Consider the following 15,715-nt stretch of genomic DNA (forward strand, 5'->3'; position numbering starts at 1 on the left):
AGGTACCCGGAGAAGCTCGTGCTACCGCCGTTTGAGGACTGGCAATATGCCGAAACAGGGTTCATCTTGATGAGTCCGGCAGCCGGTTGGACCGCACTGATAGTCGTGGATACCGGCGAGGTCGCCGCGACCGGAGTGAGCGTCGCCGCCGACGCGGGTACTGCTGTTGAAACGGCAAGCACGCCGACCGTGAGGACTCCCCAAGCAGCTGCACTGAACCGCGACATATTTGATTTTTGCAAAACCATTCCCCCAATGTCGAAGACATGCTCGGAATGAGCATCCTCTATTTGTCACATATTTCTCCACCCTCAAAGGGCTCGGCAAGACCCTCTAGTGGGGCTTGCAGCGAGCTGGCCAATCTGGCAGGATTTCGAATCGACCGGAGGGCGAGCCAAGCCATGCTGTCCGGAGCGGTGTGACATTCCCGAGGGGACAAGGCGGTCACAGAGTCCCGTTACTTTCTTCATAGCCCTTGGGCGTGTAGTCCTGTGAGGGTGTTGGCCTGTCAGTCCCGGCATGGTTCTTGCCCCCCCCCCCCCCCCCCCCCCCTTTNTCACCGGGACTGACTGGCATTGAGTATTCGCTGATAGGGGCTGGACCGGGACGTGTTCCAGGCCATTCGCAACGTGGCTGCCGCGGTTCAGTCCGACGAAACGATACCTGAACGGAGCATCATGATCGAGAACTACGACAGCGTTGACGTCTTCATCGGCGTGGATGTTGGCCAGGGAGAACACCATTCGGTCGCCCTCGACCGGGCGGGCAAGCAACTCTTCGACAAGGCCTTGCCCAACGATGAGTTGAAGCTGCGGGACCTGATCGGGCGGCTGAAACGACACGGCCAGGTACTGTTCGTCGTGGATCAACCCGCGACAATCGGGGCCACTGCCGATCGCCGTCGCCCAGGCTGAGAACGTGCTGGTCGGCTACCTGCCGGGCCTGGCCATGCGGCGCACCGCTGACTTGCACGCGAGTGAGGTCAAGACCGACGCCCGCGACGCCGCGATCAGCGCCCAAGCAGCCCGAAGCCTCCCGTACGCGCTCCGGTCGCTGCAACTCGCCGACGAACAGGTCGCCGAGCTCTCCATGCTCTGCGGCTTCGACGACGACGTCGTCGGTCAGACCACTGCCACGAGCAACCGGATCCTTGTTTCTCTCTGCATTCGCCGCGCTCCGCAACCCGCTCTCACGCGCCTGCTACGACCGCAAGATCGCCCAAGGCATACGCCACAACCAAGCCCTCATCGCCCGCGCCCGGCGACGCTGCGCCGTCCTCTACGTCATGCTCCGCGACGGCACCCTCTACCAAACCGACCATCCACTCGCCGCTTGACAAAAACATAGGGGCACCCCACCCAATGGGGCCTCGTTGAGGCCGAAGCGGGGGGGGGGGGGGGGGGGCNTGGCGCCACCACGTTTCCAGAAAGACGAAAAGACGCCGGGTCTAGAGGGACCATATAGTCCCAACTAACCCGGGCGTCACTTCTGTGATTGAAAGCGCCTATTACCGCCGGACGCCCGGGTAATAGAAGTCGTACTCGGTAGCGCGGTCAAGGCCGGTCCAGCTCTTAGTGCCCATGACCCCGTCGATCGGCACGGTGTAGGTTCCCCTGTGGCCATCGTCTGCGGCCCACCGCTGCAACGCCTTGTAGGTGTGGGTTCCCGGCGCTCCGGCAATGGGGCCCTTGTACCCGTATGACTTGGCCAAAAAACGCTGCACCCCCTGCCAGCTGTTCACACCCATGACCTCATCGACACGGCCGGTATATCCTTGCGTGCAGCTGGACCCTCCTGAAGTCGGCATTGGAGGGACCCGGTGAAGCTCGTGCTGCCGACGTTATTGGACTGGCAATACCCCGAAACAATGTTTGCCCTGAACAGCCCGGCCGCCTGTTGGACAGACTTCGCCGTTGCGAACAAGGGGGGCCGTCACGGCCACCTGAACAGGTACCGCGGCCGATGGGGTGAGCGTTGCCGCCGAGACCGGGACTGCCGTTGAAATGAAGAGCGCGCCGACGGCGAGGAACCCCCGATGATGATGATGGCGAGTCGCGACATATTCACTTTTTCCAAAGCTATTTCCCCAATTTCGAAGAATGCTAGGGCGAAGCATCCTCTATGCGTCACCTTTTTCTCCACGCGCTATCACTCGGCAAGACCCTTTAGTGGGGCTGGTGACGAGTGAGCCGGTCGGACAAAGTTACGAGTCGACCGGAGGGCTGCGATTCGCAGACGGCAGGACGGCCGAGCCGTCGTCGTTTCGCAAGAAGGTCACGCCGCTCAACCGCTGATTCGCACCGAGAGCCGCATGGACGGACTCGGGTCTCAGATCTGACGGGATGCGCCCCGTGGTTCTCGCCAGTGAACATCTCCTTTGGCGGCAGTGGCGACAAGCCTCTCTGCGCTGGTGAAGCGATGTTCTACGGGATCGCCAGGGCCCCGCTGCTACCGCGCTTCTAAGCCCTGGACAGTGCGGTGTGCGCTCAATAGTCAGGGCCCCGGATCCAGTTAGTGTCACCCGGTGAAAGCCTGGGCGCAGGATTCGTCCTGAGCAGTTTGTCCGGCCAACCCGTCCAAGGGTTGGGCGCTTGTCTCCGGAGCAGGTGCGGCGGTTTCGTTGGGTGTCTCCGGCGCGGGCTCATCCGTTGCTGGGGGCAGAGGCTCAACCGTGGGTGTTCCTGCCGTGGCCTCGGGGAGAGCGAAGGGCTCATCGGCTGCGAGTTTGGCGAACAGCTCATCAGCCACATCCTGTATCGGTACCACTTTGTTCGGGAAGTCGGGATCGTCGGTCGTGCCGGGGTATTGCACGAACAGGAGTCGATCCAGGTTGATGTCTTTGAGTGCCAGGGCCATGGAGACCATGGTGTCGATGTCGGCCAGGTTGGTCGAGAGCCGGATATTGGTCGCGGCAGCGTTGGCCAGGTTGATCAGAGTGGGGATGTTGGTGAGCGTGCCGTTGCTCTTGACGGTGCGCATGAGTGAGGCCATGTACATCTGTTGCGAGGAGATTCTCGCCAGGTCGCTGCGGTCGCCGACGCCTTCGCGGCTGCGCAGGAATGCCAGAGCGTTCTCCCCGGCGACGATGCTCGGCCCTTCAGGCAGGTTGAGGCCCGCGTCAGGATCGTTGATAGGCGCGCTCAGACAGATGGGTACGCCACCCACGGCGTCGCTCATCTCCACAACACCGCTGAAGGTAATGACGCCGGCGTAGGGGATGTCTAGTCCTGTCAGCTCGGACACCGTCTGGACCACGCAGGGTAATCCGCCGCGAGACATGGCCTCATTGATGGGGCGCGCCGACATGGCGTCAAAAGTCTCTTCGGTTTCGGCGTCTGTGCACTCGGGGTGCGCCACGATGAGGTCACGAGGGATGCTCACCACGACCGCGTTCGTGTGGTCTGCAGACACGTGCACGAGAATGTTCACATCGTTCAGAGTCGCGTCTCGTTCACCATACGCGGCACCTTGGGCGGCATCGTTGTCGACGCCGACCATGAGGATGTTGAACCCATCTCGGTAGCTTCCGAGCTGGGGCGCTGGAGCATTGGTCTGTCCGACGCCGATGTCGATGGCATTGTCATCGACCTTCTGACTGAAGCTCGACACGGCAATGGCGGCCACCGAGGCCGTGCTGACGAGAGCCACAGTCAGCCCCACCGCAACCAGCTTGAGGACGTTCACGTAGGGATTGGATCGCTTCAGACGTCCATGACGTGCGATTCCCACTACCCGTGTGCTTCGCCTGCTGCTATCCGCCACGACGACCCTCCCCAATGCGACTGATTGCTGATTAAACAGTTCTCCACCGTGGTTGATCTGTCTCGGCAGTACTGTCGAGCGTAGCGCCTGGTCCGCCAACGGAAATGCGCTCGACACCCAGCATGGTTCAGCAGTGCGCGCAGCCTCTTCATGGGTCGCTGATCGTGCTGGTGAATTACTTCGTCGCTCGACGGCTACGTCTCCCGATCCGTAATGGTTCTTCGTGCCCAAGACTCATTGCTGAAAACAGATCCGGCAAGGGGGCGCCCCCATGTTTTTGTCAAGCGGCGAGTGGATGGTCGGTTTGGTAGAGGGTGCCGTCGCGGAGCATGGCGTAGAGGACGTCGGGGCGTCGCCGGGCGAGGGCGATGAGGGCTTGGTTGTGAGACTGTAAGGCGTTCGGAACCATGACGAAAGAAAGAGTCGCCGGTTAACCGACGACGTTTTCTTCACGACCCTGCAACTTGAACGACGCAATCGAGGAGGGGCGGCGGCGATTGACCGTGATATCCACCATCTACCATCTCGCTATGTCGAGGCGCTCTCGCTGGATAATGCCTACTGGCGGCGGTAGAGAGTCGCTCGACTCCAGCCCACAAGGCGTGCCGCATCCTCAGCGGTGCGCCCCTTTGCACGGGCGTCGTTTGCGATCGCGAGTTTTTCAGCGATGACGGCAGGGTTCTGGATTTTTCTGACAAGCCGCGGGAACAATCAGCGTTGATGTCTCTTCGGAGACAATTGTCAGTTCAGGAGACCATTGGCTCCCCCGTCTGTATAGAGCGCGGAGCCGGGCGCTCAAATTGTAGACGAGGTGATGGTGTCCGCATCAGGCCGTATACTTCCTCAGCGATCAGCGTGACGCTACGCAGATTCTTAACCATCACCGCGCAGCGGAGGTAAGCGATGTCATCGACGTGGCGCAGGCAGGTGAGAATTCCGACGGCGAGCTGTGCGGAGTGAACTGTCGTTTGGCCGCTTAGGCTGTCGAGAACGAATTTTGCGGCCATATCAGCGGTGTACTCAGCGTTTGAGCGTCCGTCGAGAGCGTACTGAATGCTCTTCAAGAACTGGCCGTACGCAAATTTGGCCGGCTCCCGATTGTTCTTCTTCAGCACTGTCGTCGGATGGTGGGTCGTCACCGGTGGTGACCAGCGGAAGCTACGGTTTTGCTGCACGGCTGCTGATATAGGTGCGTCGAGCTTCGGGAAAGATTTCAGTAACCAGTTGAGGACATCGGTCGCACCCGCCCACCCCGCAGGTGAAAGGGACTTTCCCGAAGAAGGGAATTGGCGTCCACGAGTCGAGAGCGCATCCAAAACGCGTTGGATCCGCGTTTCGTCGCGGTCTAGTTCGACCTCCACCATGTCGATGGTAGCTGAGTCGAGCACCGCAACACGGAGGTGGGGGAATTTGGCCCGTTCGGCCGCGCGGAGCGGTCGCTGAGCTTTCTTGTAGTTGCGGATCAAGTTGGCACTCACTCCATTGGCCACTTCGTCTATCATCTTCGTGCTTGTTGTGGTGTGGCCGGCCATGAATGAACTGCGAAGGCTCGCCCGCTATTGCGAGCCGGCGAACGGCTGAATGCGGTTGGTTCGCGAACTCCGGATCCCGAGTTGCTCAAGCCGTAGCGGTTCGGTTTCGATTGTTTCGAATTTGTGCTTTCCGAGGCCCTTGCAACGCCGCATGCGAGTAACTGATGCCGGTATCGGATGCTCCCCAGCATCAAGAAGGGAACAGCTTCATGACCACCACGACCAGCATCACCACCACCTTGAGGCGGCGGCGAGGCTTGACAGCGGAAACGGCGAACGCTGCGATCAACCAGGCATGCCGGCGGCTTCGGCTGCCAACGATCCGAGCCGTTGTCGACGAGGCCACGACCGTCGCGCAGAAGGAGCAGCTCAGCTATCAGGGGTTCTTGGCAGAGCTGCTGCTGGCGGAGTGCGACGACCGCGACCGGCGGTCTTGGGTCCGCCGGGTGAAGGCGGCAGGGTTTCCCCGGGACAAGTGGCTCGGGGACTTCGACTTCGATGCCAACCCGAACATCAACCCCGCGACCATCAACACGTTGGCCACCGGCGACTGGGTCCGTCGAGGTCAGCCGCTGTGTTTGATCGGCGATTCCGGCACCGGGAAGTCCCACCTGCTCATCGCTCTGGGCACCGCGGCGGCGGAGAAAGGGTTCCGGGTCAAATGCACGCTCGCCACCAGGCTGGTGAACGAACTCGTCGAGGCGGCCGACGAGAAGAACCTCGCCCGGACCATCGCCCGCTACGGGCGAGTCGATCTGCTGATGACCGACGAACTCGGCTACATGGAATCGGACCGCCGAGGCGCCGAGCTGCTGTCCCAGGTCCTCACCGAACGGGAGGAGAACAACTCGATCGCGATCGCCTCAAACGAGTCGTTCTCCCGCTGGACGAAGACCTTCACCGACCCGAGGCTCTGCGCGGCAATTGTCGACCGGTTAATGTTCAACGGCACCATCATCGAGACCGGGACCGACTCCTACCGTCTCGCCCACACCCAAAGGCAACAGCACTCGAGCGCCTGAACCAGTGACGGTTAAGAGGAAGAAGTCAGAACGGCCAGACGAAGAACCGCTTGCAGGCCGGCAGGGGTCCCGGGCCAGTGCTGCTCGATCGCAGCGCTTCCAGCCCGGCGGGTCGCGAAGCGAAGAGCAATCGCGACGACGAGCGCGTCGTCGGCATAGCCAAGGACCGGGATGAAGTCGGGAATGAGATCGATCAGGGACAGCAGATACACCAGTAAGACGGCGAGCCAGATCCGCACACCCACGGGCACGGTCCGATCGCTCGTGAGACGTTTCAACAATCGCGCCACGTCCGGCGCCAGACGCAACAGGTCCAGCAACGATGCCCGGGCAGGATGCTTCCGCTGCTCGAACCAGAGCAACAGCACGAGGATTAACCAAATGAGCACGAGCCCGAGGACGATGCTGAGGAGAATCTGCCACCACTCGGACATGACTACTGCGCGGCCGGACGGAGAATGTGAATCACTTCTCGGAGTGCGTAATAGGCGATAATGAATCCCGCCACCGGGTCCACCCCCGCCGAAGAAGCGCCGGGCCCGAAAAGAGAGCCGCGCCGCGATCATTGAGAGACGTCATAAACCAATTGTCGCAGTGAACTCCGACCAATCGTTGACCCAAGCAGCCACGGTGGGTCTCGTTTAGATTGCCCGTGAAACCCCGTCATACCGAAGCGGGTCCGACCTAGATTGCCCTCGTGGGTCCCATTTGGGTTGACATGACCACGTCCTCGTAGCTCAATCAATCTATTATTCCATCCCCTATCTCTAGGGATACAAGGCGCCTCAAGGCTATGCCCTGCACTTCCTCGAAACCGTCGGGACCTCGCGGCACGGACATCTTTAAGCAGAGCGACGAAGATGCGTTGGCGCCCACCGGGGCAGCTGATCTCGTTTATATCAGCTATACCTTGGGCTTCGAGTCCTGGCTCTCTTGCTGTGCCCTAACCCCGACGCGTGTCCAGCCGAGCAGCAGCTTTCCGGGCGCGTCTTGAAAGCAACCTCTGGCCTGGCTGATGAAGACGCGCCTCAATAGCCGATCCCCTGTCGCGCATTCCCCCGTAGGGCGACACTCGTCGTCCTCAACAACAGTCACTGATAAACGAAAAACAGCCCTTCGTTGCCGAAGGGCCGTTCGTTTCGTATGTCCGCGAGGGAGGCCTAAGCCAACATGTCTCACGACTCGTTGCGGCCAGTATACGCTCAAACTATGGAGGCAGCTGTGATTTCCCAGATAAGAGCTGCTATCTCGATTCCCCGAATCAGTACTAATGACGCAGCTATCCCGGGGAACCCCGCTAACGCCCTTGAGCTCTACACCTGGAATGCGCAGGTTTCGGCCGCTTTCATGCTCCCCCCTCCACTTTGTTGAGGTGCTAACCCGAAACGCAGCGGCGGAAGGAATCGAGACCGTATACGGAGCGCGCTGGCCTTGGTCGCAGGGCTTCGAACAAAGTCTTCAAAGCCCTCCGCCAAGGTCGCGCAGTTACAATCCTCGCCGCGATCTCAGGAACACTCGCACTGGGAAACCGACCGCTGGCAAGGTCATCCCCGAGGTCAAGTTTGTCTTCTGGCAAAAGATGTTCACCGCTCGCTACGATCAGCGGCTCTGGGACCAACAGATCCTAAGCCTGTTCCCCAATGCGTCAGGCTCGTCACCATCAGGCGTCCGTCAGAAGATCTACGACCACCTCGAACTCATCCGGAACTTTCGTAACCGAGTCGCTCACCACGAGCCGATCTTCTCTCGAAATCTCAACGATGACTTCAGCGCGATCACTGAACTCGTCTCAATGCGTTCGCCTGCGGCCGGCACCTGGTTGAGTGACCGAGAATTAGTGACAGAACTCCAATTTGAGCGTCCCACCGCCGGCATCCAGCCCGCGGCGCATAGCCCAACCGGCGCAGAGCGGTCCACCAGATGAAGACGCGCCCAACCTGTTTAGAGTCGACCTCAGCGGGATAGGACGGACATCCCTGCAGCAGTCCGATGAGGGATCGGCCGGCTGGCACTCCCCCGACTATCGATACGCCCGGATCCTCGGGACAGGACAATGTCCGATAGACCCGCCCTAAAAAAATGCGGTGGACGGGTTCTACGTGAACTGCTGGCACAAGCCGTAACACAAACCATGCAGCGATTCAGTCACCCGCTATCGGCTAAGGCCGCCGCGTTCGCGCTGCAGGCCGGCAGCCTTGATGTTGGTGCGGGACTTGGGCTGCTTGCCTGGCTTGGTCGCCACGGCTGCGCTGGCGTGGGTGCCGTTCTCTCGATCGGCAACCAGGCGAACCTTCTCCAGCTGAGGGTCGACACCCGACTTCTCCATGTCGGCTGCGAAGGATTCGCGGCGCCCGGCGCTGTCGTAGGCGTTCGCGGCGTTGTCGCGAGTGACGTCTGCCTTGCCGGTCAGTTCCTTCCGTGACAGCCCCTCCGTGGGCTCGTCGTGGGTGTTCTCGGCGCGCTTCTGGTCGCGGTCGCGTTCTTCGGCTTTGCGGTCCAGCTGGTCGGCTACCGTGAGCAGCGATGCCGCTTCGGCGTAGTCCTTGCCGCTCTCGCCTCGGCTCTCCGCGGCAGCGCTGCGGTCCTGCTGAGCCCGGGCTAGTGCCTCTCGCACTGCGAGGGGATCGGCGTCCAGGTTGTTGACGTCGATGCCGTACTGGCCACGCAGTTCCTCGCTCATGCGATCGGACGTACGCGCAATGTCGGGATCCACGGTGCGCCAAGCGTTGGCCGTCTCGTAAGCCGTGGCAATGTCGTCGACCCCGGCGGTGTTCCACCACTCTTGCTGCTGCACGGGAGCCAGGCTGGCTCGTGCTGCGTTCCGCTCCGCATCGAACCGTGCCTGTAGCTCCTTGGTCTGCTGCTCGGTGCGCGCCTGGGCGTTCCTGGCTAGCTCCTCACGGAGCCGGGCGAAACGCTCGGCCATCTGCGTGGCCACGGTCAGAGCGACCCGCATCTGCCCGTCGAACGCGTCGCCGATGCCGTCTGCTTCTTCGGCCATGGTGATGCCCCCTCGTTATCTCTCGTGACCGTCGCGCTCGTTCGGCGTGACGGTGGTCTGTGGCTTGTGGGACTCGATTCGCGTCGGCACGGGCGAGCCCGTTCCGGGGACGACCTGGCCGCGCTGTGCAGCCTGGACGATCTTCGCTAGCTCCGGGTCAAGTCCTTCGGCCGGCGTCGGCATGGCGTTGTTGGTCTGTCCAGTTTCGGCGCGCACGATAGCCGGCAGACGGTCACGCACCTGCGAGTACTGCTCCCGCAACGTGCGGTCGAGCTGCGATGCGCGCTGGGCATCACCGATAGCTGTGTGCATGTCCATGACCGCTTTGACGGTCGATGCGAGCTGGCGCAGCATGATCGCCTCGGCCATCGTTCCCTGGCCCTGGGTCGATGCCTGCAGCAGCATCATCGTGGCCCCGGCGACCGACACCCGGCCGGCGGGCTTCGGCTTGGATTCGTGGGCGCGGATCTGCGCTGTACGGGACAGGTCCCGTGCGGTTTGGGCCAGCGGTCCGGGCGTCGCCTCGACGCGCTGTGACCACGCCGCGAATGCCCCGGCGGTGTCGCGGGCCAGGTGCGCCCAGCCGGCGCGGTCCTCGAACGGAATCTCTCGCATCTGCACGCGGAGCTGTTTGATTTCGTCGGTGTACTGCTTCCACAGTTTCGGATCTGGCGTCGTCTCTTCCCGGCCCGGAGCGACCGGGCGGTACTGCCACGGGTTCTTGCTCGTGGCCCTCCACTCGTCCACTGCGCCTTGGGCACTCTGGGGGCTGTCCGGCCATCCCTCGCGCATGCGCGGGAGGGTCAGGTCGCGGGCGAGTCGGCCACCGCCGTACCAAACGGGCTGCGCGCCCTTCTCCGGTCGTAATGCGACGGAGTAGCCGGCCACAACGTCGTCGCGTCCAGCGGCGAAGCGGGGCCGCACGAGTGCTCCACCGTGGCGCATGCGGCGCACAAACTCCCCCTCGTCGAGGGAGGCCACCGACGCTGAACGCACGATGCGTTCCAGCTTGTGGGCCTCGACCTCAGTGCCGGTGCGGTGCGCCCGGGCCTGCTCGGCGGGCTTGATCCCGCGCTCACCGATGCCGCGTTCCCGCGACTCCAATTGTTCCAGGCCGTAGTCGCGTTCCAGGTCACGGCAGATGCCCTGAGCTTGCTTGAAGTCGTTGTGTGTCGGTGCCTTGGTGCCGTCCTCGCGGACTAGCGAGACAGCGATGTGCACGTGATCGTTGCCGTTCGTCGAGAGGCCGTGACGCACAGCAACCCATCGGCAGTCGGCCTTGCCGCTGGCCTCGGTGAAGCCCATTCGATCCACGAAGTCTTGGGAGATGGCGCCCCACTTCTCGTCCGAGAGCTGCCCCTCTTCTGCGCGCAGCGACAGCGAGCAATGCCAGACGTCGGCGGCGACTCGCGTCGTGATCGACTCTCCGGTATCTGGATCAGTGATGCGCGCCTGGCGTGTGACCTCGACTCCGAGTTTCACCCGCGGTTCGTCCAAGTCCTTTGCAATGGCCAGGGCCGTATCGCGGTCGAGAACGCCGTACCCGTGCATGGTAACAACGGCTGAGTTTCCGGCGACGAGGTGCTGTTCCTCGTGCTCGTTCGACTTACCGGCGCCGGCCAGGTAGACCATGAGTCCACCCATTTGGCCGCCTCGGGTGATGTTGGGCATCATGAGTCGGCCAACGTATCTATCGCGGCTGAAAGGCGAGGGACCATCGCGCGGTATTCCGCAATGATCGACTCGGCCTCAACGGGAAACTGGCTCTCGGTGTTCGCGAACTTGGCGAGCTGGTTGGCGTTGTTCGCGACGCTGGCCAGCAGCTTACGAACGGCGAACAACTCGACGATTGCCAGCTTGCGGTCTGTCGAGGTCTGGACCTGAGAATCCATGGCCGACTCGAACAACAACCGCGGCACGGTGACATCTCGAAGAGCGGCACGGGTCTGCAGCTGAATGTCCTCCGCGTCGGAGACGTAAACGCTGTAGTGCTTCTTCCTGGGAGTGTCCGCATTCTTGCGGCGCTTCCGGCCAAACAGGCGACCCTCATTCGTGTCGCTCATGTTCCATCCACTCCCCTGGCCCAGCGCAGCGAACCCCCGAATTTCGGGGGGACCATACGACAAGTATGCCGAATCTGACGCCCCGCGTCCAGATTCAAAGCAAGTTACCACCGGTAACTCTATAGCTTGCTCCAAAAAGGGTTCACTTCATCGGCGCGAATTCGAGGGTGAGAGTGAACTAAAGCAAGTGCTCGCACTTGTCTGGCCGGGAACGCTATTCCCTCGGTACTGTCGACTGTATGAGCGATGCAAATGTGACTAACGACGAAGTGGCCGTGCGTGCACGCGCCTTGATTGAAGCCGACGTGTCGGCTCGTGTGAATGCGGTTGTGGCCATAGCTGAGGCGGCAAAGCAGAACGACGTTGCAGATGCGCGACTCAAGCAGGCAATCAAGGATGCTGAGGCGGCTCATAAAGAGTCCAGCAACGCACACGCCACCGCGTGGAAGGCGGCGCTAAATGCTGGCTGGACTGAGAAGGAACTGCGCGCAACGGGCGTTCGAGCGCCCGGGCGTTCGGCACCGAAGGCGCGTAAGCGCCGCGATGCGCCCACAGTGACGGACGCACCTAGCGAGTGACCATTTCGTAGCACGAAGCGACACAGTAGGCCCCGCCAGAGCGTGCAGCTCGGCGGGGCTTTGTCGTACCCTCCGGAGTTTTGCTTTAACCAAGAAGTGCTCTGCAGTGGAACGGGTTGCACTTCGCTCCCGCGGGAGTAAAGGGTGCTGCGCAGATTCCTACGGAATCCGACCTTCGGTCGCCCTTGACACCCCGATAAATCGAATAGTTCAGGCCATCTGTGATCTGACGTCGATGGACTTCCGGACTGAGAGGGGAACAACCGTGAACGACTCACTGACCGTTTACACACTGCCGGGGTGCATGCAATGCGACCTGACCACGCGAGTGCTTGACGACGCGGGGCTGCCGTACATCGTGGTCGACCTGGCCACGGATGCAGGCGCGCTCGACGCTGTGAAACAGCTCGGCTACTCGTCCGCACCGGTCGTCGTCGTCGGCGCCGCGAGCTGGTCGGGATTCCGCCCGGACAGAATCAAAACCGTGGCCATGGCACCCGCCACCGTGCCGGCCAGCTCGACCGATGAGCTGGGGTGCGACTCATGGGAGTAGCCAAGAGCCGGCCGCAGGTCGCGGAGCCGAAACCGCGGAGCGGCTGCGACTGAGCAGCCGGGATCTGGCGCGGCTCAGGCACCGCGGCGAGGGGCCGGCCTTCGTCGCTCTGTCGCGAAAGACCGTGCGCTATCTGCGGTCGAGCGTCGACGAATGGGAGGCTCGGCACACCGCCTGGGACGGCGACCGTCCCGCGTAGGTCACCGACCGACGTCGTGGTTCTGGTCCTGCTCGGGGCTCTCGGCGAGATGCCGGGGCCCGGCCGGCGCGGCGTGCTTGCCCGGCGCGCGAATCTCCGTCGCGCTCGTCGGGTAGCTGCGGGCGTTCAGGTCAACGATGCGCTGCAGCTCGGGATCCAGCGAGGCAGGGGCCGGCTCAACCACGGGCAGCGCCGACCGCGCGTGCAGCTCTTCGATCGACGCGGGCGGCGTCTCCCCCGCGTAGATCGCCCTCGCGCGCGCTTCCGCGAAATAGCCCTCAGCTGCACCTGGTCGCGCGGTGTCTTCGGTCGGCTCATCGAGTCGTCCGTCATCGATGTGAGTCGCCCCGTCGACCTCGGCGTAACTCCCGCCGTCTAGGTAGATATCAAGCTCCCGTTCAAACTTGCGTTCGCGCTCACTCTGGCGAAACTCGTCCGCGAGGATCCCGGCCGCGATGGCGTCAAACCCGTCTTCGTTGCTGGCTGCAGCGTCGGTCATTGTGTCTCCTTCGATTCGTGTTCGTCGGTGTCGTCAGCGAGAGCGCGGCGCACGCTCGATGCACCGACCTGCAGCGTTTGGGCGATGGTCGCCCAGGTCGCTTTCTCGGCGCGCATGCGCCGGGCGACCTCGACGCGTTCGGCGGTCATCACGCTTGGTCGACCACCGAGCCGGCCCCGGGCTCTCGCGGATGCGAGGCCGGCGCGGGTGCGGTCGGAGATGATGCGACCATTCATCTGCGCGAACGCGGCACAGATGTGGAAGAACAATTCACCGCCGGGGGTGGTGGTGTCGAACGGTTCCGTGAGCGATTTGAACTCCACGCCCCGCTCCCCCAGGTCAGCGACAATGGTCACGACGTCGGTCATCGACCGGCCTAGCCGGTCGGTGCTGTAGACCAGCAGAGTGTCACCACGGCGCAAGAACTTCATGCACTCGGCCAGTCCCGGCCGAGCCGCGTTCTTGCCGGTCAGCTTGTCCGAGTAGATGAACTCGGCACCCGCCGCGCGGAGCGCGTCGCTCTGCGAATTGAGACTCTGATCCTGCGTCGATACGCGGGTATATCCAACTACGCTCACGACCCGCTACCTTCCATAGCCTTTCCCAGTGCTGTGCCCCTGGCCCGGTGCCTGGTAGCCCCGTCCTTCGGCGGGACTGCCCTGAGTCGGTCGGCCAATCTCTGTCGCACTCGTCGGGAAATTCCGTTTGTTCACATCGATGATCCGCTGCAGCTCCGGGCTAAGCGGGAGCGTCTGAACAGGCGCGGGCTGCGCTCGATCCAACGTGATCTGGTCAAACACTGCCACCAGCTCCGCCGGGCGCACCCCGAGGTAGCCGGGCTCGGGGCGGGAACGCTCTGACTGCTCATTCCACACAGCCTTATCGACCAGGTGGAAGTCCAGTTCGAATGGCGATTGCTCGGCAACGTGCTCAAGAAACAGCTTGCCTGTGCGACCGTTGCCCTCTCGGCCGAAATGCGCCTGATTGATGTTCGCGTAGACGGTGGCGAGCGTTGACACGAAGTCCTCTCGCCCGATGGCGGGTAGATCCGCGGTGCGGATCGCCTCGGTGGCGTTTCGCCAGTAATGATCGATCTGGTTCGGCTGAGCAAATGGTTGACCACCACCTTTGTTCATTCCGAATGGCCTCACCTCGCCGGCCCAGTTTGGGTAGAGGTCTGAAAACAGTGCTTTGTGCAGCTGCCGGGCGTGCTCAAGGTCGAACGTCCGCTCGATGGGGATCGCACCCGATTGGATGGAATCACGAACCCGGTCCGCCACGACATATTCGACCTGCTGTAGCAACGCTCGGTCGCGGATCCCCATGACGTTCCGCATCACTACCCCTCCGCCTGGCTCCCCAACGGGGTACAGCGTCGAAGGAAAGTCTGGGAACGACGTATCGAAAGGCTCCGTGCCGGCCGTCATAGGGTGTCGGTAGAGATACCGAGTTCAGCGAAAGCGAGAACCTGGAACTGCTCTGGAGAAATCTTCTTCGTCGCCAGGAGAACAGCCAGCTCGACGTCGCGCCGAGATGCCTCACGGCCCTCGTGGGCATCGCTCCCGAAATTGCTCGCCACCCGCCGCGCGGTGGGCTCATCGACGCCCTCGAAGAGGTCCGGGTAAAGCGCTTGAACGTCATAGCCAGCGGTCATTGGAAGCCCTTTCGACAATTCTTCCCATTTTACATGATTTAGCCGAAAACGTCTAGAGTTAGCTTTCGGTAATTATGATTCCGGCAATGAGTTTTGGACAGGTGGGGCGATCGCCGTTTCCGCTAAATGCCGGCATTCTGTGATCGCTCCATGTGTGACTGTTGGCGCTTCGTGGCGGCGTTCTGTGATCGCTATGTGGCGCTATCGAACCTCAGGTGCTTCCTAATCAGGCAGGAGACCCAGGGCGCGCGCCCGCCGATAGAAGGTTGCTCGGGACATTCCGAGGTTCCGTGCGACTTCGGCGGCTGGCTCACCGCTGTCTATGAGGCTGCGAGCGTTGCGTATTCGACTGTCGGTGATGATCCGCGGGCGACCGCCCAAATTTTTGCCGGCATTGCGGCGTTTCGCGATCGAGTCGAGTACGCGCTCTCGCTTGATTTCATGTTCCATCTGACCGAGTGCGGCCATGATCGTGAACAGCATGGAACCCATGGGTGTTGCCGTGTCGACGTCGCCGCCGCCCAGGTTCAGTACGCGGAGGCCGGCGCCGCGGCCGCGGAGTTCTTCAGCGAAGGCAAGCATGTTCTGTGTCGATCGCCCCAGCCGGTCCAGAGTCGTGATGACGAGAGTATCGCCCACCTTGAGGGCGTCGAGTGCGCGGTCGAAGTTCGGCCGTGAGGCGCGAGCACCGGAAACGCCGTTGTCGACGTAGAGGTCATCACGCCGGACACCAGCGGCCAGAAGGTCCAACCTTTTGCCGGTCGGTGGATTGCTGGCGCGTTGATACGCGCGCGTAGCCGATCAGTTTCGTCACGATGCTCCTGGGTGTCTCATAACTAACGGTTAGTGTCG

At 62.2% G+C, this 15,715-nt stretch carries 16 protein-coding genes and 3 pseudogenes; 6 read left to right on the forward strand and 13 right to left on the reverse strand.

Annotated elements, in window-relative coordinates; translation table 11 throughout:
- Positions 1–677: 677 nt before the first annotated feature.
- A pseudogene (locus E3T22_RS12270) lies at positions 678–1,221 on the forward strand (IS110 family transposase); the annotation flags it as partial.
- Complete coding sequence (locus tag E3T22_RS19670; RefSeq protein WP_370028327.1) at positions 1,151–1,336, forward strand: hypothetical protein; 186 nt, start codon at positions 1,151–1,153, stop codon at positions 1,334–1,336. The pseudogene E3T22_RS12270 and the gene E3T22_RS19670, both read left to right, overlap by 71 nt.
- Positions 1,337–1,507: 171 nt before the next feature.
- On the opposite strand, the gene E3T22_RS12275 is transcribed toward E3T22_RS19670, so the two are convergent.
- From E3T22_RS12275 to E3T22_RS12290, 4 genes and pseudogenes are all read right to left on the reverse strand, one after another.
- Entirely contained in the window at positions 1,508–1,741 is a 234-nt protein-coding gene (locus tag E3T22_RS12275) for a hypothetical protein (protein ID WP_134480599.1), read from the reverse strand.
- Positions 1,742–2,517: 776 nt separating this feature from the next.
- Positions 2,518–3,684 carry an LCP family protein gene (locus E3T22_RS12280; RefSeq protein ID WP_240632539.1) on the reverse strand — a complete coding sequence of 389 codons (1,167 nt, stop codon included), beginning with the start codon at positions 3,682–3,684 and terminating at the stop codon, positions 2,518–2,520.
- A 636-nt stretch (positions 3,685–4,320) separates the two neighbouring features.
- Positions 4,321–4,443, reverse strand: a pseudogene (locus tag E3T22_RS19405) (recombinase family protein); the annotation flags it as partial.
- Positions 4,444–4,508: 65 nt separating this feature from the next.
- Complete coding sequence (locus E3T22_RS12290) at positions 4,509–5,294, reverse strand: hypothetical protein (protein ID WP_134480600.1); 786 nt, start codon at positions 5,292–5,294, stop codon at positions 4,509–4,511.
- Positions 5,295–5,503: 209 nt separating this feature from the next.
- On the opposite strand from E3T22_RS12290, the gene istB reads away from it, so the two are divergent.
- Complete coding sequence (istB, locus tag E3T22_RS12295) at positions 5,504–6,316, forward strand: IS21-like element helper ATPase IstB (RefSeq protein WP_088458280.1); 813 nt, start codon at positions 5,504–5,506, stop codon at positions 6,314–6,316.
- Between the two features lie 11 nt (positions 6,317–6,327).
- Here istB and E3T22_RS12300 read toward each other — a convergent pair whose 3' ends face one another.
- From E3T22_RS12300 to E3T22_RS12320, 4 genes are all read right to left on the reverse strand, one after another.
- The gene (locus E3T22_RS12300; RefSeq protein WP_088458281.1) at positions 6,328–6,750 is read right to left on the reverse strand and encodes a YkvA family protein; all 423 of its coding nucleotides are present in this window, start codon (positions 6,748–6,750) and stop codon (positions 6,328–6,330) included.
- Between the two features lie 1,718 nt (positions 6,751–8,468).
- Positions 8,469–9,317: a hypothetical protein gene (locus E3T22_RS12310; RefSeq protein ID WP_088458282.1), complete on the reverse strand. Its 849-nt coding sequence runs from the start codon at positions 9,315–9,317 to the stop codon at positions 8,469–8,471.
- Positions 9,318–9,332: 15 nt separating this feature from the next.
- Entirely contained in the window at positions 9,333–10,961 is a 1,629-nt protein-coding gene (locus E3T22_RS12315; protein WP_241983676.1) for a relaxase, read from the reverse strand.
- A gap of 26 nt (positions 10,962–10,987) precedes the next feature.
- Positions 10,988–11,380, reverse strand: coding sequence for a plasmid mobilization relaxosome protein MobC (locus E3T22_RS12320; protein ID WP_088458284.1), 393 nt, complete (start codon positions 11,378–11,380; stop codon positions 10,988–10,990).
- Between the two features lie 239 nt (positions 11,381–11,619).
- Between E3T22_RS12320 and E3T22_RS12325 the strand changes: the two genes are divergently transcribed.
- The 3 genes from E3T22_RS12325 (at position 11,620) to E3T22_RS19675 (ending at position 12,710) form a co-directional block, all read left to right on the forward strand.
- Entirely contained in the window at positions 11,620–11,958 is a 339-nt protein-coding gene (locus E3T22_RS12325; RefSeq protein WP_134480601.1) for a hypothetical protein, read from the forward strand.
- Between the two features lie 235 nt (positions 11,959–12,193).
- Complete coding sequence (locus E3T22_RS12330) at positions 12,194–12,511, forward strand: glutaredoxin family protein (protein WP_088458285.1); 318 nt, start codon at positions 12,194–12,196, stop codon at positions 12,509–12,511.
- Complete coding sequence (locus E3T22_RS19675; RefSeq protein ID WP_121678522.1) at positions 12,483–12,710, forward strand: AlpA family transcriptional regulator; 228 nt, start codon at positions 12,483–12,485, stop codon at positions 12,708–12,710. The genes E3T22_RS12330 and E3T22_RS19675 overlap by 29 nt, the downstream gene beginning before the upstream one ends.
- A 1-nt stretch (position 12,711) precedes the next feature.
- Here E3T22_RS19675 and E3T22_RS12340 read toward each other — a convergent pair whose 3' ends face one another.
- The 5 genes and pseudogenes from E3T22_RS12340 to E3T22_RS12360 all read right to left on the reverse strand — a co-directional run bounded on the left by E3T22_RS12340 (position 12,712) and on the right by E3T22_RS12360 (position 15,677).
- Positions 12,712–13,209, reverse strand: a complete 498-nt coding sequence (locus tag E3T22_RS12340) for a hypothetical protein (protein ID WP_088458286.1) — start codon at positions 13,207–13,209, stop codon at positions 12,712–12,714.
- Positions 13,206–13,787 carry a recombinase family protein gene (locus E3T22_RS12345; RefSeq protein ID WP_088458287.1) on the reverse strand — a complete coding sequence of 194 codons (582 nt, stop codon included), beginning with the start codon at positions 13,785–13,787 and terminating at the stop codon, positions 13,206–13,208. Before E3T22_RS12345 ends, E3T22_RS12340 begins: the two co-directional genes overlap by 4 nt.
- Before the next feature lie 6 nt (positions 13,788–13,793).
- Entirely contained in the window at positions 13,794–14,636 is an 843-nt protein-coding gene (locus E3T22_RS12350; protein WP_088458288.1) for a Fic family protein, read from the reverse strand.
- Entirely contained in the window at positions 14,633–14,863 is a 231-nt protein-coding gene (locus E3T22_RS12355) for a hypothetical protein (RefSeq protein WP_088458289.1), read from the reverse strand. The genes E3T22_RS12350 and E3T22_RS12355 overlap by 4 nt, the downstream gene beginning before the upstream one ends.
- 222 nt (positions 14,864–15,085) lie before the next feature.
- Positions 15,086–15,677: pseudogene (locus E3T22_RS12360) on the reverse strand (recombinase family protein).
- Between the last annotated feature and the right edge of the window lie 38 nt (positions 15,678–15,715).

This window comes from Cryobacterium sp. TMB3-10 (genome assembly GCF_004402305.1).
GTDB lineage: Bacteria > Actinomycetota > Actinomycetes > Actinomycetales > Microbacteriaceae > Cryobacterium > Cryobacterium zongtaii.